At 41.2% G+C, this 23,391-nt stretch carries 35 protein-coding genes; all 35 read left to right on the top strand.

What is annotated here, in order from left to right; genetic code table 11:
- The first annotated feature begins 47 nt into the window (after window positions 1-47).
- The gene (nrdD, locus tag M1F74_RS06595; RefSeq protein WP_167265806.1) at window positions 48-2,255 is read left to right on the top strand and encodes an anaerobic ribonucleoside-triphosphate reductase; all 2,208 of its coding nucleotides are present in this window, start codon (window positions 48-50) and stop codon (window positions 2,253-2,255) included.
- An 11-nt stretch (window positions 2,256-2,266) separates the two neighbouring features.
- Window positions 2,267-2,407, top strand: coding sequence for a hypothetical protein (locus M1F74_RS06600; RefSeq protein ID WP_000521625.1), 141 nt, complete (start codon window positions 2,267-2,269; stop codon window positions 2,405-2,407).
- A 44-nt stretch (window positions 2,408-2,451) separates the two neighbouring features.
- Entirely contained in the window at window positions 2,452-2,952 is a 501-nt protein-coding gene (locus M1F74_RS06605; protein WP_247946635.1) for a GNAT family N-acetyltransferase, read from the top strand.
- Between the two features lie 4 nt (window positions 2,953-2,956).
- On the top strand, window positions 2,957-3,553 hold the full coding sequence (gene nrdG / locus M1F74_RS06610) for an anaerobic ribonucleoside-triphosphate reductase activating protein (protein WP_220106732.1): 597 nt from the start codon (window positions 2,957-2,959) through the stop codon (window positions 3,551-3,553).
- Window positions 3,550-4,176 carry a uridine kinase family protein gene (locus M1F74_RS06615; RefSeq protein ID WP_432654178.1) on the top strand — a complete coding sequence of 209 codons (627 nt, stop codon included), beginning with the start codon at window positions 3,550-3,552 and terminating at the stop codon, window positions 4,174-4,176. The genes nrdG and M1F74_RS06615 overlap by 4 nt, the downstream gene beginning before the upstream one ends.
- A 264-nt stretch (window positions 4,177-4,440) precedes the next feature.
- The gene (gene rpsJ / locus M1F74_RS06620) at window positions 4,441-4,749 is read left to right on the top strand and encodes a 30S ribosomal protein S10 (RefSeq protein WP_001284513.1); all 309 of its coding nucleotides are present in this window, start codon (window positions 4,441-4,443) and stop codon (window positions 4,747-4,749) included.
- Window positions 4,750-4,831: 82 nt separating this feature from the next.
- Window positions 4,832-5,458 carry a 50S ribosomal protein L3 gene (rplC, locus tag M1F74_RS06625; RefSeq protein WP_000160197.1) on the top strand — a complete coding sequence of 209 codons (627 nt, stop codon included), beginning with the start codon at window positions 4,832-4,834 and terminating at the stop codon, window positions 5,456-5,458.
- A 24-nt stretch (window positions 5,459-5,482) separates the two neighbouring features.
- Complete coding sequence (gene rplD / locus M1F74_RS06630; protein WP_000024550.1) at window positions 5,483-6,106, top strand: 50S ribosomal protein L4; 624 nt, start codon at window positions 5,483-5,485, stop codon at window positions 6,104-6,106.
- Window positions 6,106-6,402 (top strand): 50S ribosomal protein L23, encoded by a 297-nt coding sequence (locus tag M1F74_RS06635; RefSeq protein ID WP_001055347.1) that lies wholly within the window; start codon window positions 6,106-6,108, stop codon window positions 6,400-6,402. Before rplD ends, M1F74_RS06635 begins: the two co-directional genes overlap by 1 nt.
- Before the next feature lie 17 nt (window positions 6,403-6,419).
- Window positions 6,420-7,253: a 50S ribosomal protein L2 gene (rplB, locus tag M1F74_RS06640; protein ID WP_000512905.1), complete on the top strand. Its 834-nt coding sequence runs from the start codon at window positions 6,420-6,422 to the stop codon at window positions 7,251-7,253.
- 103 nt (window positions 7,254-7,356) lie between these two features.
- A complete protein-coding gene (gene rpsS / locus M1F74_RS06645) occupies window positions 7,357-7,638 on the top strand; it encodes a 30S ribosomal protein S19 (RefSeq protein WP_000533766.1) in 282 nt (93 codons plus the stop codon).
- Between the two features lie 11 nt (window positions 7,639-7,649).
- Window positions 7,650-7,994 (top strand): 50S ribosomal protein L22, encoded by a 345-nt coding sequence (gene rplV, locus M1F74_RS06650; RefSeq protein WP_000818137.1) that lies wholly within the window; start codon window positions 7,650-7,652, stop codon window positions 7,992-7,994.
- A 12-nt stretch (window positions 7,995-8,006) separates the two neighbouring features.
- Window positions 8,007-8,660, top strand: coding sequence for a 30S ribosomal protein S3 (gene rpsC, locus M1F74_RS06655; RefSeq protein ID WP_000529936.1), 654 nt, complete (start codon window positions 8,007-8,009; stop codon window positions 8,658-8,660).
- A 3-nt stretch (window positions 8,661-8,663) separates the two neighbouring features.
- The gene (rplP, locus tag M1F74_RS06660; protein WP_000960947.1) at window positions 8,664-9,077 is read left to right on the top strand and encodes a 50S ribosomal protein L16; all 414 of its coding nucleotides are present in this window, start codon (window positions 8,664-8,666) and stop codon (window positions 9,075-9,077) included.
- Between the two features lie 9 nt (window positions 9,078-9,086).
- Entirely contained in the window at window positions 9,087-9,293 is a 207-nt protein-coding gene (rpmC, locus tag M1F74_RS06665) for a 50S ribosomal protein L29 (RefSeq protein ID WP_000772918.1), read from the top strand.
- Between the two features lie 24 nt (window positions 9,294-9,317).
- Window positions 9,318-9,578, top strand: a complete 261-nt coding sequence (gene rpsQ, locus M1F74_RS06670) for a 30S ribosomal protein S17 (RefSeq protein ID WP_000440801.1) — start codon at window positions 9,318-9,320, stop codon at window positions 9,576-9,578.
- A gap of 25 nt (window positions 9,579-9,603) precedes the next feature.
- Window positions 9,604-9,972, top strand: coding sequence for a 50S ribosomal protein L14 (gene rplN / locus M1F74_RS06675; protein WP_000616547.1), 369 nt, complete (start codon window positions 9,604-9,606; stop codon window positions 9,970-9,972).
- A gap of 77 nt (window positions 9,973-10,049) precedes the next feature.
- Window positions 10,050-10,355, top strand: a complete 306-nt coding sequence (gene rplX, locus M1F74_RS06680) for a 50S ribosomal protein L24 (protein WP_000497691.1) — start codon at window positions 10,050-10,052, stop codon at window positions 10,353-10,355.
- Between the two features lie 23 nt (window positions 10,356-10,378).
- A complete protein-coding gene (gene rplE / locus M1F74_RS06685) occupies window positions 10,379-10,921 on the top strand; it encodes a 50S ribosomal protein L5 (RefSeq protein WP_000013542.1) in 543 nt (180 codons plus the stop codon).
- Window positions 10,922-10,938: 17 nt separating this feature from the next.
- Complete coding sequence (locus M1F74_RS06690; protein ID WP_001085697.1) at window positions 10,939-11,124, top strand: type Z 30S ribosomal protein S14; 186 nt, start codon at window positions 10,939-10,941, stop codon at window positions 11,122-11,124.
- Between the two features lie 213 nt (window positions 11,125-11,337).
- Window positions 11,338-11,736, top strand: coding sequence for a 30S ribosomal protein S8 (gene rpsH / locus M1F74_RS06695; protein WP_000245504.1), 399 nt, complete (start codon window positions 11,338-11,340; stop codon window positions 11,734-11,736).
- A gap of 189 nt (window positions 11,737-11,925) precedes the next feature.
- Window positions 11,926-12,462: a 50S ribosomal protein L6 gene (gene rplF, locus M1F74_RS06700; RefSeq protein ID WP_000086642.1), complete on the top strand. Its 537-nt coding sequence runs from the start codon at window positions 11,926-11,928 to the stop codon at window positions 12,460-12,462.
- A gap of 83 nt (window positions 12,463-12,545) precedes the next feature.
- Window positions 12,546-12,902 (top strand): 50S ribosomal protein L18, encoded by a 357-nt coding sequence (rplR, locus tag M1F74_RS06705; RefSeq protein ID WP_000624044.1) that lies wholly within the window; start codon window positions 12,546-12,548, stop codon window positions 12,900-12,902.
- A gap of 17 nt (window positions 12,903-12,919) precedes the next feature.
- Window positions 12,920-13,414: a 30S ribosomal protein S5 gene (gene rpsE / locus M1F74_RS06710; RefSeq protein ID WP_000874204.1), complete on the top strand. Its 495-nt coding sequence runs from the start codon at window positions 12,920-12,922 to the stop codon at window positions 13,412-13,414.
- A 13-nt stretch (window positions 13,415-13,427) separates the two neighbouring features.
- Complete coding sequence (gene rpmD, locus M1F74_RS06715) at window positions 13,428-13,610, top strand: 50S ribosomal protein L30 (protein WP_000057241.1); 183 nt, start codon at window positions 13,428-13,430, stop codon at window positions 13,608-13,610.
- 143 nt (window positions 13,611-13,753) lie between these two features.
- The gene (rplO, locus tag M1F74_RS06720; RefSeq protein WP_000766091.1) at window positions 13,754-14,194 is read left to right on the top strand and encodes a 50S ribosomal protein L15; all 441 of its coding nucleotides are present in this window, start codon (window positions 13,754-13,756) and stop codon (window positions 14,192-14,194) included.
- Between the two features lie 12 nt (window positions 14,195-14,206).
- The gene (secY, locus tag M1F74_RS06725) at window positions 14,207-15,517 is read left to right on the top strand and encodes a preprotein translocase subunit SecY (protein ID WP_247946636.1); all 1,311 of its coding nucleotides are present in this window, start codon (window positions 14,207-14,209) and stop codon (window positions 15,515-15,517) included.
- A 145-nt stretch (window positions 15,518-15,662) separates the two neighbouring features.
- Entirely contained in the window at window positions 15,663-16,301 is a 639-nt protein-coding gene (locus M1F74_RS06730) for an adenylate kinase (protein ID WP_001050426.1), read from the top strand.
- A 116-nt stretch (window positions 16,302-16,417) separates the two neighbouring features.
- Entirely contained in the window at window positions 16,418-16,636 is a 219-nt protein-coding gene (gene infA / locus M1F74_RS06735) for a translation initiation factor IF-1 (protein ID WP_001029883.1), read from the top strand.
- 24 nt (window positions 16,637-16,660) lie between these two features.
- Window positions 16,661-16,777, top strand: coding sequence for a 50S ribosomal protein L36 (gene rpmJ, locus M1F74_RS06740; protein WP_001808836.1), 117 nt, complete (start codon window positions 16,661-16,663; stop codon window positions 16,775-16,777).
- Between the two features lie 17 nt (window positions 16,778-16,794).
- Window positions 16,795-17,160, top strand: coding sequence for a 30S ribosomal protein S13 (gene rpsM, locus M1F74_RS06745; RefSeq protein ID WP_000090786.1), 366 nt, complete (start codon window positions 16,795-16,797; stop codon window positions 17,158-17,160).
- 17 nt (window positions 17,161-17,177) lie between these two features.
- Window positions 17,178-17,561 (top strand): 30S ribosomal protein S11, encoded by a 384-nt coding sequence (gene rpsK / locus M1F74_RS06750; protein ID WP_001118385.1) that lies wholly within the window; start codon window positions 17,178-17,180, stop codon window positions 17,559-17,561.
- 42 nt (window positions 17,562-17,603) lie between these two features.
- Window positions 17,604-18,539: a DNA-directed RNA polymerase subunit alpha gene (locus tag M1F74_RS06755; protein ID WP_247946637.1), complete on the top strand. Its 936-nt coding sequence runs from the start codon at window positions 17,604-17,606 to the stop codon at window positions 18,537-18,539.
- 11 nt (window positions 18,540-18,550) lie between these two features.
- The gene (gene rplQ, locus M1F74_RS06760; protein ID WP_000331493.1) at window positions 18,551-18,937 is read left to right on the top strand and encodes a 50S ribosomal protein L17; all 387 of its coding nucleotides are present in this window, start codon (window positions 18,551-18,553) and stop codon (window positions 18,935-18,937) included.
- Between the two features lie 487 nt (window positions 18,938-19,424).
- Window positions 19,425-23,381 carry a Cna B-type domain-containing protein gene (locus M1F74_RS06765; protein WP_009729692.1) on the top strand — a complete coding sequence of 1,319 codons (3,957 nt, stop codon included), beginning with the start codon at window positions 19,425-19,427 and terminating at the stop codon, window positions 23,379-23,381.
- Window positions 23,382-23,391: the final 10 nt, after the last annotated feature.

Here is a 23,391-nt window from a genome sequence, read left to right on the forward strand (position 1 = left end):
AGTGGTATAATACTTCATAGAACAACATTTTAGAAAAGAGCATGGATATGATTGTATTAGAAGAAAAGCTTGCAACCGTTCCCACCTTGTTCGTTGAAAAACGAGATGGTAGACGTGTAGTATTTGATGTAGACAAGATTGACAAGGCTCTCCACAAGGCGGCGGAAAAGGTTATGGACGTTACGCCTCTAGTAGAAAAACGCCTAAATGGTCTAGTTGAAAGAATCGTTACCGAAATTCATAGTCGTTTCCCTAAAGGTGTGAAGATTTATGAGATTCAGAATATCGTAGAACATGAACTTCTCGAAGCCAAAGAATATGCCTTGGCTGAAGAGTATATCACTTATCGGACACAGAGGGATTTTGAGCGCTCAAAAGCGACAGATATCAACTTTAGCATTCATAAACTTCTCAATAAAGATCAGGCAGTTGTCAATGAAAATGCCAATAAAGACAGCGATGTCTTTAACACTCAACGTGATTTGACAGCAGGGATTGTGGGGAAATCAATCGGATTGCAAATGCTTCCTAAGCACGTAGCCAATGCTCACCAAAAAGGGGATATCCACTATCATGATTTGGACTATAGTCCCTATACACCTATGACCAACTGCTGTTTGATTGATTTTAAAGGCATGTTGGAAAATGGCTTTAAAATTGGTAATGCAGAGGTAGAGAGTCCCAAGTCTATCCAGACTGCGACCGCTCAGATTTCACAAATCATCGCCAACGTTGCTTCTAGCCAGTACGGGGGCTGTTCAGCTGACCGTATCGATGAAGTCTTGGCACCTTATGCAGAGAAGAATTACCAAAAGCACCTCAAAGATGCGGAAGAATGGGTCTTGCCTGAAAAACGGGATGATTATGCTTGGAAGAAAACCCAAAAAGACATCTATGATGCCATGCAATCTCTTGAGTATGAAATCAACACCCTCTTCACTTCAAATGGACAAACACCTTTTACTTCACTAGGTTTTGGTCTGGGAACTAGTCGTTTTGAACGGGAAATTCAAAAAGCTATCTTGACCATTCGTATCAAGGGGCTTGGTTCAGAACACCGCACAGCCATCTTCCCTAAACTCATCTTTACGCTTAAAAGAGGCCTTAACTTGGAAGAAGGAACTCCAAACTATGACATCAAACAGTTGGCCCTCGAGTGTGCAACCAAACGGATGTACCCGGATGTCTTATCCTATGATAAGATTATCGAGTTGACTGGTTCTTTCAAGGTACCTATGGGCTGCCGTTCTTTCCTTCAAGGATGGAAGGATGAGAATGGTGTAGAAGTCAATTCTGGTCGGATGAATTTAGGTGTTGTGACGGTCAACCTTCCTCGCATTGCCCTTGAGTCTGAGGGCGACATGAATAAGTTCTGGGAAATCTTCAATGAGCGGATGAATATCGCAGAAGATGCTCTGGTTTACCGTGTTGAACGGACCAAGGAAGCAACACCAGCGAATGCCCCTATCCTTTATCAGTACGGAGCCTTCGGTCGCCGTCTCGGAAAAGAAGAAAGTGTAGATCAACTCTTTAAGAATCGCCGCGCGACAGTTTCGCTGGGCTACATCGGTTTGTATGAAGTGGCTACAGTCTTCTTTGGAAATAGCTGGGAAAGCAATCCTGAAGCCAAGGAATTCACATTGGATATCATTCGCGATATGAAACGTCGTGTGGAAGAGTGGTCTGACCAATATGGTTACCATTTCTCTATCTACTCCACACCGTCTGAAAGTCTGACAGACCGCTTCTGTCGCTTGGATACAGAGAAGTTCGGCTCTATTCCGGACATCACGGACAAGGAATACTACACCAACTCTTTCCACTACGATGTTCGTAAAAATCCAACACCGTTTGAAAAATTAGACTTTGAGAAAGTTTATCCAGAAGCAGGTGCGTCAGGTGGTTTCATCCATTATTGTGAGTATCCAGTTCTTCAACAAAACCCTAAAGCCTTGGAAGCTGTTTGGGACTATGCCTATGACCGTGTCGGCTATCTAGGGACCAATACTCCGATTGATCGTTGCTACAAGTGTGACTTTGAAGGGGATTTTGAACCGACTGAGCGAGGATTTGCTTGTCCAAACTGTGGCAATAGCGACCCTAAAACAGTAGATGTGGTCAAACGTACGTGTGGTTATCTGGGAAATCCTCAAGCGCGTCCGATGGTTAATGGACGCCACAAGGAAATCGCTGCGCGTGTGAAACATATGAATGGTTCAACCATTAAGACACCTGGACATAAAGTAACAAACTAGAAAGAGACGGAATGGGGAAATACCAATTAGACGATAAGGGACGCGCACAAGTGACCCGTTATCACGAGAAACACTCGAAAGGTGGAACAGGTAAAAAAGAACGCTTGCTCAACCTCAGAGAACAGTTTTTAAACAAGAACAAGAAAAAATAAAAGTGAGAGTCTGCTCTCACTTTTCTCTTAGGTGGGAGGGGAATATGGAACTACGCAGACCGATATTGGCGGATAAGGAAGCTGTTTTAGAGATGATGGCAGAGTTTGAACAGACTCAATCAGCCCATGATGGCGGATTTTGGGATGCTGAGAATTTTGTTTATGAAGAGTGGTTAGAAGAAAATCTTCAAGCGGAAGCGGGACTCAATATTCCTGAAAACTGGGTTCCTGCTATCCAGCTGGTTAGTTTTGACGTAGCAGGCCAGGCTCTTGGCTTTCTCAACCTTCGTCTCCGATTAAATGACTACTTACTAGAAAATGGGGGACATATTGGCTACTCCATCTGCCCTTCTGAAAGAGGTAAAGGTTATGCCAAAGAAGCCCTCAGACAAGGCCTGCAAGTTGCCAAGGAGAAGAACATCAAAAAAGCACTTGTGACCTGTAGCACAGAAAACCCTGCTAGTAGAGCAGTGATTGTAGCAAATGGCGGGGTGTTTGAGGATGTTCGTAATGGCGTAGAACGTTACTGGATAGATTTGGAGTAAAAGGATGACATGGAATACACCAAAACCAGGTGAATGGAAAAGTGAGGAACTTAGTAAAGGGCGGATTATTGATTACAAGGCCTTTAACTTTGTCGATGGAGAAGGTGTGCGCAACTCTCTCTATGTATCAGGTTGCATGTTTCACTGCGAGGGGTGCTATAATGTTGCGACTTGGTCTTTCAACGCAGGCATTCCCTATACGGCAGAATTAGAAGAACAGATCATGGAAGATCTCGCTCAACCTTATGTTCAAGGATTGACCCTGCTGGGAGGAGAACCCTTTCTTAATACAGGCATTCTCTTGCCTCTCGTTAAACGCATTCGAAAGGAATTGCCAGACAAAGACATCTGGTCCTGGACGGGCTACACGTGGGAAGAAATGATGCTGGAAACTCCAGATAAACTGGAACTCTTATCATTGATTGACATCCTTGTCGATGGACGGTATGATAAAAGCAAGCGCAATCTTATGCTCCAGTTTCGAGGTTCGTCCAATCAACGGATTATTGATGTGCAAAAATCTCTCAAAAGTGGGAAAGTGGTGATTTGGGACAAGCTTAATGACGGAAAAGAAAGCTATGAACAGGTGAAGAGAGAATGAAGAAAAAAGACCTGATAGAACAACTGGTTTCAGAGATTGAAACGGGAAGGGTTAGGACGCTGGGGATTTACGGTCATGGAGCTTCAGGCAAGTCAACCTTCGCTCAGGAATTATATCAGGCCCTAGATTCTACTACAGTAAATTTGCTAGAAACAGATCCCTATATCACCTCAGAACGTCACCTGGTAGTACCAAAGCAAGCACCTGATCAAAAGGTGACAGCTTGTCTGCCAGTGGCGCATGAACTGGCAAGTTTAGAAAGAGATATTGTAGCTTTAAAGGCAGGTATGGACATCTTGACGATTGATGAACCTTGGAAGCCAAGCGAAGTCTTATCTGGTTTAAAACCGATTTTGATAGTCGAAGGGATGTCTGTGGGTTTTCTACCCAAGGAACTCTTTGACAAAACCATCTGCTTCTACGCGGACGAAGAAACAGAAATAAAAAGGCGTCTAGCTCGAGATACGATGATGAGAAATCGAGATGCTTCCGTTGTGTTAGCTAGCCATCAGATGAGACGGGAGCAGTATCTGCGTTACTATAGAGAAACCGAGTCTAAAGCAGATATCTTAGTGGATCAATCGCAAGACAAATTCAAAGTCAAAATGACTCGTATTATATAGAAGAAAAGATTGGTTTTTATAGACGTAAATCCGTAATCTCGGAAAGATAAAAATAGAAAACAGTTTCATCCCAAAAAAACGAAAAAACCTAACAAATCCCTTGCAATCGCAGGGGCTTTGTGTTATTCTATTATGGTGCTGTAAAATACAGCCTTAGCTTTGATGCAAGAGGTTGCGACACGCTCGGTTGCATTGCCACGCAACGCGCGTCGGTTTTCTTGTGGAGCTAGCCTATTATCTTAAATAGACGAAAAGGAGAAAAAGATGGCAAACAAAAAAATCCGTATCCGTTTGAAAGCTTACGAACACCGTACGCTTGACACAGCGGCTGCAAAAATCGTAGAATCAGCTACTCGTACAGGTGCACAAGTTGCGGGGCCAATCCCACTTCCAACTGAGCGTAGCCTCTACACAATTATTCGTGCGACTCACAAATACAAAGACTCTCGCGAACAATTTGAAATGCGTACACACAAACGTTTGATCGATATCGTTAACCCAACTCAAAAAACAGTTGATGCCTTGATGAAATTGGATCTTCCAAGTGGTGTAAACGTAGAAATCAAGCTTTAATCTAAAGCATGATACCTTGAGCATGAAAAACGCTCGTTAAAAACTTTTTGAATAAAAAATATAGAAAAGGAACTATTTTCTCATGACAAAAGGAATCTTAGGGAAAAAAGTGGGAATGACTCAAATCTTCACTGAAGCTGGCGAATTGATCCCTGTAACAGTTATTGAAGCAACTCCAAACGTTGTTCTTCAAGTTAAAACTGTAGAAACAGATGGTTACAACGCTATTCAAGTTGGTTTTGATGACAAACGCGAAGTATTGAGCAACAAACCTGCTAAAGGACATGTAGCGAAAGCTAACACGGCTCCTAAGCGCTTCATTCGTGAATTCAAAAACGTTGAAGGCTTGGAAGTTGGTGCTGAAATCACAGTTGAAACATTCGCAGCTGGAGACGTTGTTGACGTAACTGGTACTTCTAAAGGTAAAGGTTTCCAAGGTGTTATCAAACGCCACGGACAATCACGTGGACCAATGGCTCACGGTTCTCGTTACCACCGTCGTCCAGGTTCTATGGGACCTGTTGCACCTAACCGCGTGTTCAAAGGTAAAAACCTTGCAGGACGTATGGGTGGCGACCGCGTGACAATTCAAAACCTTGAAGTTGTACAAGTTGTTCCAGAAAAGAACGTTATCCTTATCAAAGGTAACGTACCAGGTGCTAAGAAATCTCTTATCACTATCAAGTCAGCAGTTAAAGCTGGTAAATAATAAGGAAAGGGGAATACAGTCAAAATGGCAAATGTAACATTATTCGACCAAACTGGTAAACAAGCTGGCGAAGTTGTTCTTAACGATGCAATCTTTGGTATTGAACCAAACCAATCTGTTGTGTTTGATGTGATCATCAGCCAACGTGCTAGCCTTCGTCAGGGAACTCACGCAGTTAAAAATCGCTCAGCTGTTTCAGGTGGCGGACGCAAACCATGGCGTCAAAAAGGAACTGGACGTGCTCGTCAAGGTTCTATCCGCTCTCCACAATGGCGTGGTGGTGGAACTGTCTTCGGACCAACTCCACGTAGCTATGCGTACAAACTTCCTCAAAAAGTTCGTCGCCTTGCGCTTAAATCTGTTTACTCAGAAAAAGTTGCTGAAAACAAATTTGTAGCCGTTGATTCTCTTGAATTTACAGCTCCAAAAACTGCTGAATTTGCAAAAGTTCTTGCAGCTTTGAGCATCGATTCTAAAGTCCTTGTTATTCTTGAAGAAGGAAACGAATTCGCAGCTCTTTCAGCTCGTAACCTTCCAAACGTGAAAGTTGCGACTGCTACAACTGCAAGTGTTCTTGACATCGCAAATAGTGACAAACTTCTTGTTACTCAAGCAGCTATCTCTAAAATCGAGGAGGTTCTTGCATAATGAATTTGTATGATGTTATCAAAAAACCTGTTATCACTGAAAGCTCAATGGCTCAACTTGAAGCAGGAAAGTATGTATTTGAAGTTGACACTCGTGCACACAAACTTTTGATCAAGCAAGCTGTTGAAGCTGCTTTTGAAGGTGTTAAAGTTGCCAACGTTAACACAATCAACGTAAAACCAAAAGCGAAACGTGTTGGACGTTACACTGGTTTTACTAACAAAACTAAAAAAGCTATCATCACACTTACAGCTGATTCAAAAGCAATCGAGTTGTTCGCTGCTGAAGCTGAATAATCTAAGGAGGAAATATCGTGGGAATTCGTGTTTATAAACCAACAACAAACGGTCGCCGTAATATGACTTCTTTGGATTTCGCTGAAATCACAACAAGCACTCCTGAAAAATCATTGCTTGTTGCTTTGAAGAACAAGGCTGGTCGTAACAACAACGGTCGTATCACTGTTCGTCACCAAGGTGGTGGGCACAAACGCTTCTACCGTTTAGTTGACTTCAAACGCAACAAGGACAACGTTGAAGCAGTTGTTAAAACAATCGAGTACGATCCAAACCGTTCTGCAAACATCGCTCTTGTACACTATACAGACGGTGTGAAAGCATACATCATCGCTCCAAAAGGTCTTGAAGTTGGTCAACGTATCGTTTCAGGCCCAGAAGCAGATATCAAAGTCGGAAACGCTCTTCCACTTGCTAACATCCCAGTTGGTACTTTGATCCACAACATCGAGTTGAAACCAGGTCGTGGTGGAGAATTGGTCCGTGCAGCTGGAGCTTCTGCTCAAGTATTGGGTCAAGAAGGTAAATACGTTCTTGTTCGTCTTCAATCTGGCGAAGTTCGTATGATTCTTGGAACTTGTCGTGCTACAGTTGGTGTTGTCGGAAACGAACAACATGGACTTGTAAACCTTGGTAAAGCAGGACGTAGCCGTTGGAAAGGTATCCGCCCAACAGTTCGTGGTTCTGTAATGAACCCTAACGATCACCCACACGGTGGTGGTGAAGGTAAAGCACCAGTTGGTCGTAAAGCGCCATCTACTCCATGGGGCAAACCTGCTCTTGGTCTTAAAACTCGTAACAAGAAAGCGAAATCTGACAAACTTATCGTTCGTCGTCGCAACGAGAAATAATAGTAAACTAGTCGCTTAAGCAACTAGGAAATCCGCCAGCTCGGTAGCGCTCCATGTGAGCGCAAGCCGCTGTGGTACAATATTTAAAGGAGAAAACATAAAAATGGGACGCAGTCTTAAAAAAGGACCTTTCGTCGATGAGCATTTGATGAAAAAAGTTGAAGCTCAAGCTAACGACGAAAAGAAAAAAGTTATCAAAACTTGGTCACGTCGTTCAACGATCTTCCCAAGTTTCATTGGTTACACTATTGCAGTTTATGACGGACGTAAACACGTACCTGTTTACATCCAAGAAGACATGGTAGGTCACAAACTTGGTGAATTCGCACCGACTCGTACTTACAAAGGTCACGCTGCAGACGACAAGAAAACACGTAGAAAATAAGGAGAACATAAATGGCAGAAATTACTTCAGCTAAAGCAATGGCTCGTACAGTACGTGTTTCACCTCGTAAATCACGTCTTGTTCTTGACAATATTCGTGGTAAAAGCGTAGCCGACGCTATTGCAATCTTGACATTCACACCAAACAAAGCTGCTGAAATCATCTTGAAAGTTTTGAACTCAGCTGTAGCTAACGCTGAAAACAACTTTGGTTTGGACAAAGCTAACTTGGTAGTATCTGAAGCATTCGCAAACGAAGGACCAACTATGAAACGTTTCCGTCCACGTGCGAAAGGTTCAGCTTCACCAATCAACAAACGTACAGCTCACATCACTGTAGCTGTTGCAGAAAAATAAGGAGGTAACATCGTGGGTCAAAAAGTACATCCAATTGGTATGCGTGTCGGCATCATCCGTGATTGGGATGCCAAATGGTATGCTGAAAAAGAATACGCGGATTACCTTCATGAAGATCTTGCAATCCGTAAATTCGTTCAAAAAGAACTTGCTGACGCAGCAGTTTCAACTATCGAAATCGAACGCGCAGTGAACAAAGTTAACGTTTCACTTCACACTGCTAAACCAGGTATGGTTATCGGTAAAGGTGGCGCTAACGTTGATGCACTCCGTGCAAAACTTAACAAATTGACTGGAAAACAAGTACACATCAACATCATCGAAATCAAACAACCTGATTTGGATGCTCACCTTGTAGGTGAAGGCATTGCTCGTCAATTGGAGCAACGTGTTGCTTTCCGTCGTGCACAAAAACAAGCAATCCAACGCGCAATGCGTGCCGGAGCTAAAGGAATCAAAACTCAAGTATCAGGTCGTTTGAACGGTGCAGATATTGCCCGTGCTGAAGGATACTCAGAAGGAACTGTTCCACTCCACACACTTCGTGCAGATATCGATTACGCTTGGGAAGAAGCAGATACTACATACGGTAAACTTGGTGTTAAAGTATGGATCTACCGTGGTGAAGTTCTTCCAGCTCGTAAAAACACTAAAGGAGGTAAATAACCAATGTTAGTACCTAAACGTGTTAAACACCGTCGTGAATTCCGTGGGAAAATGCGCGGTGAAGCAAAAGGTGGAAAAGAAGTAGCATTCGGTGAATACGGTCTTCAAGCTACAACTAGCCACTGGATTACTAACCGCCAAATCGAAGCTGCTCGTATCGCCATGACTCGTTACATGAAACGTGGTGGTAAAGTTTGGATTAAAATCTTCCCACACAAATCATACACTGCTAAAGCTATCGGTGTGCGTATGGGATCTGGTAAAGGGGCACCTGAAGGTTGGGTTGCACCAGTTAAACGCGGTAAAGTGATGTTCGAAATCGCTGGTGTATCTGAAGAGATTGCACGTGAAGCGCTTCGTCTTGCTAGCCACAAATTGCCAGTTAAAACTAAATTCGTAAAACGTGAAGCAGAATAAGGAGAAGGCATGAAACTTAATGAAGTAAAAGAATTTGTTAAAGAACTTCGTGGTCTTTCTCAAGAAGAACTCGCGAAGCGCGAAAACGAATTGAAAAAAGAATTGTTTGAACTTCGTTTCCAAGCTGCTACTGGTCAATTGGAACAAACAGCTCGCTTGAAAGAAGTTAAAAAACAAATCGCTCGTATCAAAACAGTTCAATCTGAAGCGAAATAATAGACTAGGGAAGGAGAAATTTCAATGGAACGCAATAATCGTAAAGTTCTTGTTGGACGTGTTGTATCTGACAAAATGGACAAGACAATCACAGTTGTAGTTGAAACAAAACGTAACCACCCAGTCTATGGTAAACGTATTAACTACTCTAAGAAATACAAAGCACATGATGAAAACAATGTTGCCAAAGAAGGCGATATCGTACGTATCATGGAAACTCGCCCGCTTTCAGCTACAAAACGTTTCCGTCTTGTAGAAGTTGTTGAAGAAGCGGTTATCATCTAATCAAGCCTGAAAGGAGAAAACTGAAATGATTCAAACAGAAACTCGTTTGAAAGTCGCAGACAACAGCGGTGCACGCGAAATCTTGACTATCAAAGTTCTTGGTGGTTCTAAACGTAAATTTGCGAACATCGGTGATGTCATTGTGGCATCTGTAAAACAAGCTACTCCTGGTGGTGCGGTTAAAAAAGGTGACGTTGTAAAAGCTGTTATCGTTCGCACTAAATCAGGTGCTCGTCGCGCTGATGGTTCATACATCAAGTTTGACGAAAATGCAGCTGTTATCATCCGTGATGATAAAACTCCTCGCGGAACACGTATCTTTGGCCCAGTTGCACGTGAATTGCGTGAAGGTGGCTTCATGAAGATCGTGTCACTTGCTCCAGAAGTACTTTAATTTTTAGAAACAAACTAGTCCCCTAGCTTCAAGCTAGGGTGCCCTTGTGGGCGTAAGAAAAATCAAGGAGAAACCTAATGTTTGTAAAAAAAGGCGACAAAGTTCGCGTAATCGCTGGTAAAGATAAGGGAACAGAAGCTGTTGTCCTTACTGCCCTTCCAAAAGTAAACAAAGTTATCGTTGAAGGTGTTAACATCGTTAAGAAACACCAACGTCCAACTAACGAGCTTCCTCAAGGTGGTATCATCGAGAAAGAAGCAGCTATCCACGTATCAAACGTTCAAGTTTTGGACAAAAACGGTGTAGCTGGTCGTGTTGGTTACAAATTTGTAGACGGTAAAAAAGTTCGCTACAACAAAAAATCAGGCGAAGTGCTTGATTAATCACGAAGGAAAGGAGAAGTATAATGGCAAATCGTTTAAAAGAAAAATATCTTAATGAAGTAGTTCCTGCTTTGACAGAACAATTTAACTACTCATCAGTGATGGCTGTACCTAAAGTAGATAAGATCGTTTTGAACATGGGTGTTGGTGAAGCTGTATCAAACGCTAAAAGCCTTGAAAAAGCTGCTGAAGAATTGGCACTTATCTCAGGTCAAAAACCACTTATCACTAAAGCTAAAAAATCAATCGCCGGCTTCCGTCTTCGTGAAGGTGTAGCGATCGGTGCAAAAGTTACCCTTCGTGGTGAACGTATGTACGAATTCTTGGATAAATTGGTTTCAGTTTCACTTCCACGTGTGCGTGACTTCCATGGTGTTCCAACAAAATCATTTGATGGACGCGGAAACTACACTCTTGGTGTGAAAGAACAATTGATCTTCCCAGAAATCAACTTTGATGACGTTGACAAAACTCGTGGTCTTGACATCGTTATCGTAACAACTGCTAATACTGACGAAGAGTCACGTGCATTGCTTACAGGCCTTGGAATGCCTTTTGCAAAATAATATAGGAGGTAAATCTAATGGCTAAAAAATCAATGATTGCTAAGAACAAACGTCCAGCGAAGTTCTCTACTCAAGCTTATACTCGTTGTGAAAAATGTGGTCGTCCACATTCAGTTTACCGCAAATTTAAACTTTGCCGTGTTTGCTTCCGTGAATTAGCTTACAAAGGACAAATTCCTGGTGTAACAAAAGCATCTTGGTAATATCATGATATAAAGAGCGTAACAACCACAGCAAAAATAGGAAATTTGGTGAAGGAGCGATGCTCCAAAACAAATTTATCTTTTTTGCACAGGTTGTAGCTCGTGTTCAAATAAGAGTTCTCTCATTTGAATGTATCAATACTATCTGAGCCTAGCTCAATCATTAACTAGCAAGTGCAACTTGCAAACTACTAGTAAGAGGAGAAAAACAAAATGGTTATGACTGACCCAATCGCAGACTTCCTAACTCGTATTCGTAACGCTAACCAAGCGAAACACGAAGTACTTGAAGTACCTGCATCAAATATCAAAAAAGGGATTGCTGAAATCCTTAAACGCGAAGGTTTTGTAAAAAACGTTGAAATCATCGAAGATGACAAACAAGGCATCATCCGTGTATTCCTTAAATACGGACCAAACGGTGAAAAAGTTATCACTAACTTGAAACGTGTTTCTAAACCAGGACTTCGTGTCTACAAAAAACGTGAAGATCTTCCAAAAGTTCTTAACGGACTTGGAATTGCTATCCTTTCAACTTCTGAAGGTTTGCTTACTGATAAAGAAGCTCGTCAAAAGAACGTTGGTGGGGAAGTTATCGCTTACGTTTGGTAATATTTAGCTCCCAATTTCTTTGTGACTCTTCGTTATCGTCTCTTGCCTAACCCAAAAAGTTATGCCTGCGAGACGATGCCTAGATTCACTTTGAAATTGAAACCTAAATGTTCCTTTAAATCGAGAAATCGATTTAACCCCGTGAAAACTGGCCGTCAAGGCCTGACAATTTAACAGGAGAAAATAAACATGTCACGTATTGGTAATAAAGTTATCGTGTTGCCTGCTGGTGTTGAAGTCACTAACAATGACAACGTAGTAACTGTAAAAGGACCTAAAGGAGAACTTACTCGTAAGTTCTCAAAAGATATTGAAATTCGCGTGGAAGGTACTGAAGTAACTCTTCACCGTCCAAACGATTCAAAAGAAATGAAAACTATCCACGGAACTACTCGTGCCCTTTTGAACAACATGGTAATTGGTGTATCAGAAGGATTCAAGAAAGAACTTGAAATGCGTGGGGTTGGTTACCGTGCACAACTTCAAGGATCAAAACTTGTTTTGGCTGTTGGTAAATCTCATCCAGATGAAGTTGAAGCTCCAGAAGGGATTACTTTTGAACTTCCAAACCCAACAACAATCGTTGTTAGCGGAATTTCAAAAGAAGTGGTTGGTCAAACAGCTGCTTACGTACGTAGCCTTCGTTCACCAGAACCTTACAAAGGTAAAGGTATTCGTTACGTTGGAGAGTACGTTCGTCTTAAAGAAGGTAAAACAGGTAAATAATGTTGAGTGGTTGATTTTTAACCACCAACCTATTTTCCAACTTTGTGCATAGCACGCGATTTAAAACTAAAGAGGTGAAAACTGTGATTTCTAAACCAGATAAAAACAAACTCCGTCAAAAACGCCACCGTCGCGTTCGCGGAAAACTCTCTGGAACTGCTGATCGCCCACGTTTGAACGTATTCCGTTCTAATACAGGCATCTACGCTCAAGTGATTGATGACGTAGCGGGTGTAACGCTCGCAAGTGCTTCAACTCTTGACAAAGAAGTTTCAAAAGGAACTAAAACTGAACAAGCCGTTGCTGTCGGTAAACTCGTTGCAGAACGTGCAAACGCTAAAGGTATTTCAGAAGTGGTGTTCGACCGCGGTGGATATCTATATCACGGACGTGTGAAAGCTTTGGCTGATGCAGCTCGTGAAAACGGATTGAAATTCTAATAGGAGGACACTAGAAAATGGCATTTAAAGACAATGCAGTTGAATTAGAAGAACGCGTAGTTGCTGTCAACCGTGTTACAAAAGTTGTTAAAGGTGGACGTCGTCTTCGTTTCGCAGCTCTTGTTGTTGTCGGTGACCACAACGGTCGTGTAGGATTTGGTACTGGTAAGGCTCAAGAAGTTCCAGAAGCAATCCGCAAAGCAGTAGAAGATGCTAAGAAAAACTTGATTGAAGTTCCTATGGTTGGAACAACAATCCCACACGAAGTTCTTTCAGAATTCGGTGGAGCTAAAGTATTGTTGAAACCTGCTGTAGAAGGTTCTGGAGTTGCCGCTGGTGGTGCGGTTCGTGCCGTTGTGGAATTGGCAGGTGTGGCAGATATTACATCTAAATCACTTGGTTCTAACACTCCAATCAACATTGTTCGCGCAACTGTTGAAGGTTTGAAACAATTGAAACGCGCTGAAGAAGTTGCTGCCCTTCGTGGTATTTCAGTTTCTGATTTGGCATAAGAAAGGGGATAAAATGGCTCAAATTAAAATTACTTTGACTAAGTCTCCAATCGGACGCATTCCATCACAACGTAAAACTGTTGTAGCACTTGGACTTGGCAAATTGAACAGCTCTGTTATCAAAGAAGACAACGCTGCTATCCGTGGTATGATCACTGCAGTATCTCACTTGGTAACAGTTGAAGAAGTAAACTAATGATTTTTAGGGGATGTGCAGTATACCATCCCCTAAAACTGGATATAGTCATCTATGATGACATCGTATAGGCGAGTTGATAAGGGAGACAACCTTTTCTCCCTTATCGGCGCTAGCATTTTACAAAAGAGGAGAAAATAAAAATGAAACTTCATGAATTGAAACCTGCAGAAGGTTCTCGTAAAGTACGTAACCGTGTTGGTCGTGGTACTTCATCAGGTAACGGTAAAACATCTGGTCGCGGTCAAAAAGGTCAAAAAGCTCGTAGCGGTGGCGGAGTTCGCCTTGGTTTTGAAGGTGGACAAACTCCATTGTTCCGTCGTCTTCCAAAACGTGGATTCACTAACATCAACGCTAAAGAATACGCAATTGTAAACCTTGACCAATTGAACGTCTTTGAAGATGGTGCTGAAGTGACTCCAGTTGTGCTTATCGAATCAGGAATTGTGAAAGCTGAAAAATCAGGCGTTAAAATTCTTGGTAACGGTGAATTGACTAAGAAATTGACTGTTAAAGCAGCTAAATTCTCTAAATCAGCTGAGGAAGCTATCACTGCTAAAGGTGGTTCTGTAGAAGTCATCTAAGAGAGGTGACCCATGTTTTTTAAATTATTAAAAGAAGCGCTCAAGGTTAAACAAGTTCGATCAAAAATTCTCTTTACGATTTTTATCATTCTTGTTTTCCGTATTGGGACAAGTATTACTGTTCCAGGTGTGAATGCGAAAAGTTTGGAAGCTCTCAGCGGATTATCTTTCTTGAACATGCTTAGTCTTGTTTCAGGGAATGCCATGAAGAACTTCTCCGTTTTCGCACTCGGAGTAAGTCCGTATATCACTGCTTCCATCGTTGTTCAATTGCTACAAATGGATATTTTACCGAAGTTTGTAGAATGGGGCAAACAAGGAGAAGTAGGACGGAGAAAACTAAACCAAGCTACTCGATATATTGCACTTGTGCTTGCATTCGTTCAATCTATCGGGATTACAGCAGGGTTTAATACCCTATCTGGAGCGAAATTATTAACGACAGCTTTAACTCCACAGGTTTTTGTTACCATTGGTATTATCCTCACAGCAGGTAGTATGATTGTAACTTGGCTTGGAGAACAAATTACGGATAAAGGATACGGAAATGGTGTGTCTATGATCATCTTTGCAGGTATTGTCGCTTCAATCCCTGAGATGATTAAAGGCATCTATGTTGACTACTTCGTCAATATTCCAAGTAGCCGTTTGACTTCATCCATTATCTTTGTCGTTATTTTGATTATCGCTGTCTTGTTGATTGTTTACTTTACAACCTATGTTCAACAGGCAGAATATAAAATTCCAATCCAATATACAAAAGTTGCTCAAGGTGCCCCATCTAGTTCATACCTTCCATTGAAGGTGAACCCAGCGGGGGTTATCCCAGTTATCTTTGCAAGCTCCATTACAGCAGCACCTGCAGCCATTCTTCAATTTTTGAGTGCTACAGGTCACGATTGGGCTTGGGTACGTACAGCACAGGAAATGTTATCTACAACATCTCCAATAGGTGTTGCTATGTATGCCTTGCTAATCATTCTCTTTACATTCTTCTATACATTTGTACAGATCAATCCAGAGAAAGCAGCAGAAAACTTGCAAAAGAGTGGGGCCTACATTCATGGGGTCCGTCCTGGTAAGGGTACTGAAGAATTCATGTCGAAGCTTCTTCGTCGTCTCGCGACAGTCGGATCACTCTTCCTTGGTGTGATTTCAATTTTGCCGATTGTGGCAAAAGATGTCTTTGGACTTTCAGAAGCAGTTGCTTTTGGGGGAACTAGTCTTTTGATCATTATCTCGACAGGTATCGAAGGAATCAAACAATTAGAAGGTTACCTATTGAAACGTAAGTATGTTGGTTTCATGGACAAAACAGAATAAAAGCAAGATTACTTTTGCTTAGAGAGTGGAGTATGAAGGTCTATCGATTAGAGAGATTTTCGTCTCCCCTCTTCTATTTTGTTTTTAAATAGGGGTTGAAACAAATTTCTGCTTCTATTTAAATACAAAATAAGGAGATCCTATCATGAATCTTTTGATTATGGGCTTACCTGGAGCAGGTAAGGGAACGCAAGCAGCTAAAATTGTGGAGAAATTCCATGTTGCACATATCTCAACAGGCGATATGTTCCGTGCTGCAATGGCAAATCAAACTGAAATGGGTGTACTTGCAAAGTCATACATTGACAAAGGCGAGTTGGTCCCAGATGAAGTTACAAATGGTATTGTTAAAGAACGCCTTTCACAGGACGATATCAAAGAAACAGGTTTCTTGTTAGATGGTTACCCACGTACGATTGAACAAGCTCATGCCTTGGATGAAACATTGGCTGAACTTGGTATTGAACTTGAAGGAGTAATCAACATCGAAGTGAATCCAGACTGTCTCTTGGAACGCTTGAGTGGTCGTATCATTCACCGCAAAACAGGTGAAACTTTCCACAAAGTTTTCAATCCACCAGTTGACTACAAAGAAGAGGATTACTACCAACGTGAAGATGATAAACCTGAGACAGTTAAACGTCGTTTGGATGTGAATATTGCACAAGGTGAACCAATCATTGCTCACTATCGTGCTAAAGGTTTAGTTCATGATATCGAAGGAAATCAAGATATCAATGATGTGTTCAAAGACATCGAAAAAGTATTGACAAATTTGAAATAAAGCGTTTTTCATACTTGCAAAAAATCGCGACAAATGTTATACTGAGATAGTCTGACTTATAATTGTTGCCTCTGTGTCTTGAGGCATCGAATCGAAATTTATGGAGGTGCTTTTGCGTGGCAAAAGACGATGTGATTGAAGTTGAAGGCAAAGTAGTCGATACAATGCCGAACGCAATGTTTACGGTTGAACTTGAAAATGGACATCAGATTTTAGCAACAGTTTCTGGTAAAATTCGTAAAAACTATATTCGTATTTTAGCGGGAGATCGTGTTACTGTCGAGATGAGTCCATATGACTTGACACGTGGACGTATCACTTACCGCTTTAAATAATCGAAAAACTTGGAGGGATAAGAAATGAAAGTAAGACCATCGGTCAAACCAATTTGCGAATACTGTAAAGTAATTCGTCGTAATGGTCGTGTTATGGTAATTTGCCCAGCAAATCCAAAACACAAACAACGTCAAGGATAAGATAGAAAGGAGAAAACATGGCTCGTATTGCTGGAGTTGACATTCCAAATGACAAACGCGTAGTAATCTCATTGACTTACGTTTATGGTATCGGACTTTCAACATCTAAGAAAATTTTGGCTGCTGCTGGAATCTCAGAAGATGTTCGTGTACGTGACCTTACATCAGATCAAGAAGATGCTATCCGTCGTGAAGTGGATGCAATCAAAGTTGAAGGTGACCTTCGTCGTGAAGTAAACTTGAACATCAAACGTTTGATGGAAATCGGTTCTTACCGTGGTATTCGTCACCGTCGTGGACTTCCTGTCCGTGGACAAAACACTAAAAACAACGCTCGCACTCGTAAAGGTAAAGCTGTTGCGATTGCTGGTAAGAAAAAATAATATAGGAGGTAAAAGTCTTGGCTAAACCAACACGTAAACGTCGTGTGAAAAAGAATATCGAATCTGGTATTGCTCATATTCACGCTACATTTAATAACACTATTGTTATGATTACTGATGTGCATGGTAATGCAATTGCTTGGTCATCAGCTGGTGCTCTTGGTTTCAAAGGTTCTCGTAAATCTACACCATTCGCTGCTCAAATGGCTTCAGAAGCTGCTGCTAAATCTGCACAAGAACACGGTCTTAAATCAGTTGAAGTTACTGTAAAAGGTCCAGGTTCTGGTCGTGAGTCAGCTATTCGTGCGCTTGCTGCCGCTGGTCTTGAAGTAACAGCAATTCGTGATGTGACTCCAGTGCCACACAATGGTGCTCGTCCTCCAAAACGTCGCCGTGTATAATCATCGCATTACACTGCTTTTCGTTTAAGAGGGAGTAACTAAATGATTGAGTTTGAAAAACCAAATATAACAAAAATTGATGAAAATAAAGATTATGGCAAGTTTGTAATCGAACCACTTGAACGTGGCTACGGGACAACTCTTGGTAACTCTCTTCGTCGTGTACTACTAGCTTCTCTACCAGGAGCAGCAGTGACATCTATCAATATTGAAGGTGTCTTGCATGAGTTCGACACAGTTCCAGGTGTTCGTGAAGACGTGATGCAAATCATTCTGAACATTAAAGGGATTGCAGTGAAATCATACGTTGAAGACGAAAAAATCATTGAACTTGACGTTGAAGGTCCTGCTGAAATTACAGCTGGAGATATTTTGACTGACAGTGATATTGAGATTGTAAATCCAGATCATTATCTCTTTACAATCGGTGAAGGTTCTTCCCTAAAAGCGACAATGACTGTTAACAGTGGTCGTGGATATGTACCTGCTGATGAAAACAAAAAAGATAATGCACCAGTTGGAACACTTGCTGTAGATTCTATTTATACACCAGTTACAAAAGTCAACTATCAAGTTGAACCTGCTCGTGTAGGTAGCAATGATGGATTTGACAAATTAACCCTTGAAATCTTGACTAATGGAACAATTATTCCAGAAGATGCTTTAGGGCTTTCAGCACGTATCTTGACAGAACATCTTGATTTGTTTACAAATCTTACAGAGATTGCTAAATCTGCAGAAGTGATGAAAGAAGCTGATACTGAATCGGATGACCGTATTTTGGATCGTACGATTGAGGAACTGGACTTGTCTGTGCGTTCATATAACTGTTTGAAACGTGCCGGTATCAATACGGTGCATGATTTGACAGAAAAATCTGAAGCAGAGATGATGAAAGTACGAAATCTTGGACGCAAGAGTTTGGAAGAAGTGAAATTCAAACTCATTGACTTGGGTCTTGGATTAAAAGATAAATAAAGGAGGAATACATGGCTTACCGTAAACTAGGACGCACTAGCTCACAACGTAAAGCAATGCTTCGCGATTTGACAACTGACCTTTTGATCAACGAATCAATCGTGACAACTGAAGCTCGTGCTAAAGAAATCCGTAAAACTGTTGAAAAAATGATTACTCTAGGTAAACGTGGTGATTTGCATGCACGTCGTCAAGCAGCTGCTTTCGTACGTAATGAAATCGCATCTGAAAACTATGATGAAGCAACTGATAAGTACACTTCTACTACAGCACTTCAAAAATTGTTCTCAGAAATCGCACCTCGTTATGCTGAACGTAACGGTGGATACACTCGTATCCTTAAAACTGAACCACGCCGTGGGGATGCTGCGCCAATGGCGATCATCGAATTAGTATAAAATCATCAATTTTGTTGAGTGTTATGATGATGGAGTCTTGTGCTCTTAGTCTAGCTCTGGTCTACCGCTGGGACTTCGGTCCTAGCGGGAACACTCATCATCATTTGATAGGGTAGACGCTTGTTTACGAAATTGTTTTTTTGTTTAAGAACAACTTCGTAAGCAGGCGTTTTTATTATATAGAAATAATTTGAAGATTAAATTTTTTTGACTTGTCTTAATTAAATAAATGTGCTAAAATGCAATTAGAGTTATATTTATCAAGATTTCACACTTGTATAAGTATGTAACACAACCAATGATTGAAAGTGTCCAGTGTGTAAGAAAGCGTTAACTTGTTTCAGCTAACAAACACCATGAGGGACTCTCATTTGTTGGGATTTTCTTTTGGGCTTCGTTAAATCAAGGTCCTAGAGGGAATAGCATAACTTCCATACAGAAATGAATTTCATCCGGAAGGTGAAATAATTTTAGAAAAGGAGAGGCAATGAAGAAAAAAGGCAGTATATTTTTAGTTCTGATTCTGCTTATGAACACAATTTTACAAGGAGTGAGTGGTGTTTCTCTTGCTTTCGCACAAGAACAGACCAGCCCGTCTTCTGCTCTAGTAAGTAATCCTGCTGAAACTGCCAAAAAAGAAGGCTCGGAAAGTTCTAGTAGTGAAACTCAGAAAAGCACTGTCAACGTGAGTCAGGAAACCCCTAGTAGTTCTAGTCAAGAAAGTAGCAGCTCAACGAGTCAAACAACTCCAGCTGCGACTACATCAGAAGATGATGACGATGCATTACCACCGGGCCCTCCTCCTACGCCAACGGCAATATCAGGTGCTCCTAAAGTAACAATAACTCCCAACCCTCCGTCAGCCTATCGAACAGGTGAAGCAATTACCTCTTACGTTAACATTGATGGCTCTACGATAGGCTCCTCAACACCGTTAGAGGGGGCTTACCTAGATATTGAGATTCCAACAGCTTTGTATCCAAAAGGAAAGGTGTTAGAGACCAACGCTTATATAGAGGATATTGCCATAGGAGACGCTAAGAGCGGGAATGCAGCTGACCCGGGTCTGGTGAAAAATACAGAACTGATTAAGAAAAACGACAAAACTATTTTTCGTGTTTATTTCAATCCGATCTCTTCAACCGCTCAAATCAGCATGCCCTATGTTTTCAGATTCACTAAGGGTCTAGTTCCAAAAGACTATAAACTGCAACCTAAAGTTACGCTAAAGAATAAGAAAGGGAACATTTTAGCTACGGCAACGGATAAAGAGTATACTCCAACCTATCCAGATATGAACCTAAGGAAGGTGGTTGGTGTTAGCGATCAAGATGGTCAACTTTTCTACGGTGGGACGGCTAAGATTGGGGATTCAACTAGGATTTCTGAAACAGGCGCAGAACCAATAGCATTTAATTTTACTTACACTGTACAGCCAAACTCAGGTCAGCAGCGGATGATGCAAAAAGTTGTCATCAAGGACAAGTTGCCAACTTATATAGATAGTCATGGTCATCAGGTTACCGCTAAATTTGATCCGAGTCTGAATCCGGATTGGACAGATAACGGTGATGGGACAGTCACCTATACAAAGACTTTTTCAGAAAGTGAATTTGATACAGATTTCCGTCATAATATTGATGTCAGCAAGGCTACATTGTACCTGTCTTTCCCAGATGCTCAATACAAAAAGGATAATGGAGACAAACCTGATTTTACAAATCAGGCAGAAATCACAGCAACTCCTTTTAACCCATCATCAAATGAGCAATATACTGCCAGTGACAACATCACTTTTAATCTCATTGCGGACAATTTTGATGGAACAGGGATTCTTGCAAAAAGAACAGAACATGAAACAGTAAACTATGATGTGCTGGGACTTTATGCACAGCGACTAGACTATACAGTTAAGGTAGAAAATAAACTGTCAAAACCACTTAAAGAAATTGTGCTGACTGAAGATGCTAGTAAATTCGACAAAAGGCTTTATTTGACTAGTGTCAGTTCTTTCTTTGAAAGAGGTTCAACAGGGGATGTTCCTATCAGTAATGACAAGATAGAAATCCGTGCCTATAAGAGCGATGGTAATTATGATACTTTTAAGCCAGGACAGCAGATTAATGAAGAAGCACAAAATGAGCTAAATGCCGCTGCCCAAAAGATCCAAAATGGAGAAATGACAGAATCGGAAGCGCCGGCTGTCACTCCAAAATACACTAAAATAACTATCCACTTTATTAACGGATATGAATTACCAGTTGGAAAGTACATTGATGGTTTCGTCTATATGGCTTTCAAAGACCCTTATCATGTTTCCTACTCTCCTGAAAAAAACATTGAAAATGTGGTAAGCCTTGATGCTAAAGTAACGAACTTTAAAAATCAAGATGTTTCAATTAATACATCCGCTAAATGGAGTAAGCAATTCGTACCGTTTCAAGAAAAGATTAAACTTTCAAAAACGACTGACCAAGCAGGTAAAGCAGGTTTAGTAGGAGAATCTTTGACCTTTGCAATAAGTCTAGGGTTAGAAAATCTTTCCAAAGCGCGCTATCTAAAGAATCCAACGCTTGTTGATCTTCTTCCTAAGGGGGTTAGTATTGCATCAGGTGTAGACACAACAAAAGCAGAAGATATGCTTGAAGCAATCGGGCTAGCAAATCTGAGCATGATTGATAAATTTTCAGTCATTGAAAACTATGGTGGTACGGGTCGTACAGCTATAAAGATAAGGCTAAAATCAGGTTTAGTAAAAGACTTAAATAATGGTACGGGTTACAGCTTTAAATTAAAGAATTTTGTCATTAACGATGAAATCATTAAATCAACATCGGAGACAACAACTTTTAACAACAATAATGAACTTTATTTCTACCAAGACAATGGGGAACCGTTCCCAAGTGCTATTCAAGCAGATTCGGGTCAGATTGTGGATGACGACAAAGATATCAACATGAATGGCGAAACGACAGATAAAATCTTAAAAACAACTTCAAAAGTTTTGGGGAATACAGTATCAAGTCGACAAAGTTTCAAATATATCCGTAGTATAGAACCACTGGTTGAAGGTGGAGCTTTGTACTATGGCAGGTCTTTCACCAAAGCTGAGATTGAAACAGATTATAGTGGTGTAACGACTAATTCAGGTCACTTCCAATATGACCTACAAATTCAAAATTATATCAATGAATCTTTGACTAAAGTTGAGTTTTATGATGTTCTTCCCCATGTCGGTGATGGTAGAACGAAGGGAACCGAGAGTACGGCCTTCTCCAATACTTTGACTGGACCGGTCAAGCTGGAAATGGCAGGAAACGACGTAACAAATCAGTTTGATATTTATTACCGGACAGATAAATATCCGAGCATGAACGCCGCTACGGAGATGAATAGTCCAAATTGGACAAATACTCCAACTCACTGGGAGGATGTCACCGCAATCAAGATTGTTTCTAAAACGGGCACTGTTATTCCTCAAGATAACTTGCTCCATGCTCTTCTTGATATGAAAGTTCCGGCTTATGATAAGGATAATAATATCGGTGGCAAGATTGCTATCAATACTTTCCAAGTGAAGTATAATAACGGACCAAACTTTGGTGAGTCCAATGCAGTTACCAACAGGGTTAACAAGCGGATTACCATTCCGGTTGAGAAGAAGTGGCGTGACACTGAAACAACACATTCTAAAATAACGGCACAGCTCTACGCGACTTGGAAGGAAGACGGTGTTGCAAGAGAAAAGCTTAAAGAAGAAAAAGAGCTCTCTGAAAACAATAACTGGAAAGATACCTTTAGTCCGCTACCAGATGAAGAATCTGCCGCTAAATTATTACAAAAAGAAGCAGCAGAGAAGAAAATCACCGACTTTAAATACGTGGTCAGGGAAAAGGAGATTCCGCCTGAATATGATGTCGATTACAGTGGTGACGCTCAAAATGGCTTTGTCATCACCAACACGAGGTATCCGTCAATCAAGATCCAGAAACTCTGGTATGACAAGGACAGCAATCCGATTGCCAATGACCAGCTACCGAAGAAACTAGAGGTTAAGTTGTACCGGACAACGGACGGGCAAACTCAAAATGGAGAGCTTGTTGAGAAAATTCAGTTGGAACGAACTGCAACAACTCCATATCTATGGGAAGCTACAAAACGCTACCCACCTAAGGATAAGACCACCGGTAAGTACTACACCTACTACATCGAGGAGGTTGTTCCAAAGTATTATTTGGAAATCAGTAATGCCTCTGAAAAGAAAGTTACCTTTACAGATACAAATATCAGTGAAACGGCAACCCTGACGGTGAAAAACAAGGTGAACCCGACTTATCCAAACACAGGTGGCTCAGGTATCCTACCATATATCTTGATGGGAACTTTAACATTAACATTGGCAGTAATTTTACATTATATGCAAAAAAACAGAAAGGCTTTTTAGGAGGCAAAAC

Origin of the sequence: Streptococcus oralis (assembly GCF_023109315.1) — a bacterium.
Classification (GTDB): Bacteria; Bacillota; Bacilli; order Lactobacillales; family Streptococcaceae; genus Streptococcus; species Streptococcus oralis_BS.

Bases quoted from the DNA above. Each gene is read 5' to 3' on its own strand.
- M1F74_RS06635 (WP_001055347.1), top strand. From the start codon at position 6,106: ATGAATTTGTATGATGTTATCAAAAAACCTGTTATCACTGAAAGCTCA.
- rpsE (WP_000874204.1), top strand. From the start codon at position 12,920: ATGGCATTTAAAGACAATGCAGTTGAATTAGAAGAACGCGTAGTTGCT.
- rplP (WP_000960947.1), top strand. From the start codon at position 8,664: ATGTTAGTACCTAAACGTGTTAAACACCGTCGTGAATTCCGTGGGAAA.
- rpsH (WP_000245504.1), top strand. From the start codon at position 11,338: ATGGTTATGACTGACCCAATCGCAGACTTCCTAACTCGTATTCGTAAC.
- rpsM (WP_000090786.1), top strand. From the start codon at position 16,795: ATGGCTCGTATTGCTGGAGTTGACATTCCAAATGACAAACGCGTAGTA.
- secY (WP_247946636.1), top strand. From the start codon at position 14,207: ATGTTTTTTAAATTATTAAAAGAAGCGCTCAAGGTTAAACAAGTTCGA.
- rpsS (WP_000533766.1), top strand. From the start codon at position 7,357: ATGGGACGCAGTCTTAAAAAAGGACCTTTCGTCGATGAGCATTTGATG.
- rplD (WP_000024550.1), top strand. From the start codon at position 5,483: ATGGCAAATGTAACATTATTCGACCAAACTGGTAAACAAGCTGGCGAA.
- rpmD (WP_000057241.1), top strand. From the start codon at position 13,428: ATGGCTCAAATTAAAATTACTTTGACTAAGTCTCCAATCGGACGCATT.
- rplC (WP_000160197.1), top strand. From the start codon at position 4,832: ATGACAAAAGGAATCTTAGGGAAAAAAGTGGGAATGACTCAAATCTTC.
- M1F74_RS06690 (WP_001085697.1), top strand. From the start codon at position 10,939: ATGGCTAAAAAATCAATGATTGCTAAGAACAAACGTCCAGCGAAGTTC.
- M1F74_RS06765 (WP_009729692.1), top strand. From the start codon at position 19,425: ATGAAGAAAAAAGGCAGTATATTTTTAGTTCTGATTCTGCTTATGAAC.
- M1F74_RS06605 (WP_247946635.1), top strand. From the start codon at position 2,452: ATGGAACTACGCAGACCGATATTGGCGGATAAGGAAGCTGTTTTAGAG.
- M1F74_RS06615 (WP_432654178.1), top strand. From the start codon at position 3,550: ATGAAGAAAAAAGACCTGATAGAACAACTGGTTTCAGAGATTGAAACG.
- nrdG (WP_220106732.1), top strand. From the start codon at position 2,957: ATGACATGGAATACACCAAAACCAGGTGAATGGAAAAGTGAGGAACTT.
- rplX (WP_000497691.1), top strand. From the start codon at position 10,050: ATGTTTGTAAAAAAAGGCGACAAAGTTCGCGTAATCGCTGGTAAAGAT.
- rpsQ (WP_000440801.1), top strand. From the start codon at position 9,318: ATGGAACGCAATAATCGTAAAGTTCTTGTTGGACGTGTTGTATCTGAC.
- rplQ (WP_000331493.1), top strand. From the start codon at position 18,551: ATGGCTTACCGTAAACTAGGACGCACTAGCTCACAACGTAAAGCAATG.
- rpmJ (WP_001808836.1), top strand. From the start codon at position 16,661: ATGAAAGTAAGACCATCGGTCAAACCAATTTGCGAATACTGTAAAGTA.
- rplE (WP_000013542.1), top strand. From the start codon at position 10,379: ATGGCAAATCGTTTAAAAGAAAAATATCTTAATGAAGTAGTTCCTGCT.
- rplO (WP_000766091.1), top strand. From the start codon at position 13,754: ATGAAACTTCATGAATTGAAACCTGCAGAAGGTTCTCGTAAAGTACGT.
- M1F74_RS06755 (WP_247946637.1), top strand. From the start codon at position 17,604: ATGATTGAGTTTGAAAAACCAAATATAACAAAAATTGATGAAAATAAA.
- M1F74_RS06600 (WP_000521625.1), top strand. From the start codon at position 2,267: ATGGGGAAATACCAATTAGACGATAAGGGACGCGCACAAGTGACCCGT.
- nrdD (WP_167265806.1), top strand. From the start codon at position 48: ATGATTGTATTAGAAGAAAAGCTTGCAACCGTTCCCACCTTGTTCGTT.
- rpmC (WP_000772918.1), top strand. From the start codon at position 9,087: ATGAAACTTAATGAAGTAAAAGAATTTGTTAAAGAACTTCGTGGTCTT.
- M1F74_RS06730 (WP_001050426.1), top strand. From the start codon at position 15,663: ATGAATCTTTTGATTATGGGCTTACCTGGAGCAGGTAAGGGAACGCAA.
- rplF (WP_000086642.1), top strand. From the start codon at position 11,926: ATGTCACGTATTGGTAATAAAGTTATCGTGTTGCCTGCTGGTGTTGAA.
- rpsJ (WP_001284513.1), top strand. From the start codon at position 4,441: ATGGCAAACAAAAAAATCCGTATCCGTTTGAAAGCTTACGAACACCGT.
- rplV (WP_000818137.1), top strand. From the start codon at position 7,650: ATGGCAGAAATTACTTCAGCTAAAGCAATGGCTCGTACAGTACGTGTT.
- rplN (WP_000616547.1), top strand. From the start codon at position 9,604: ATGATTCAAACAGAAACTCGTTTGAAAGTCGCAGACAACAGCGGTGCA.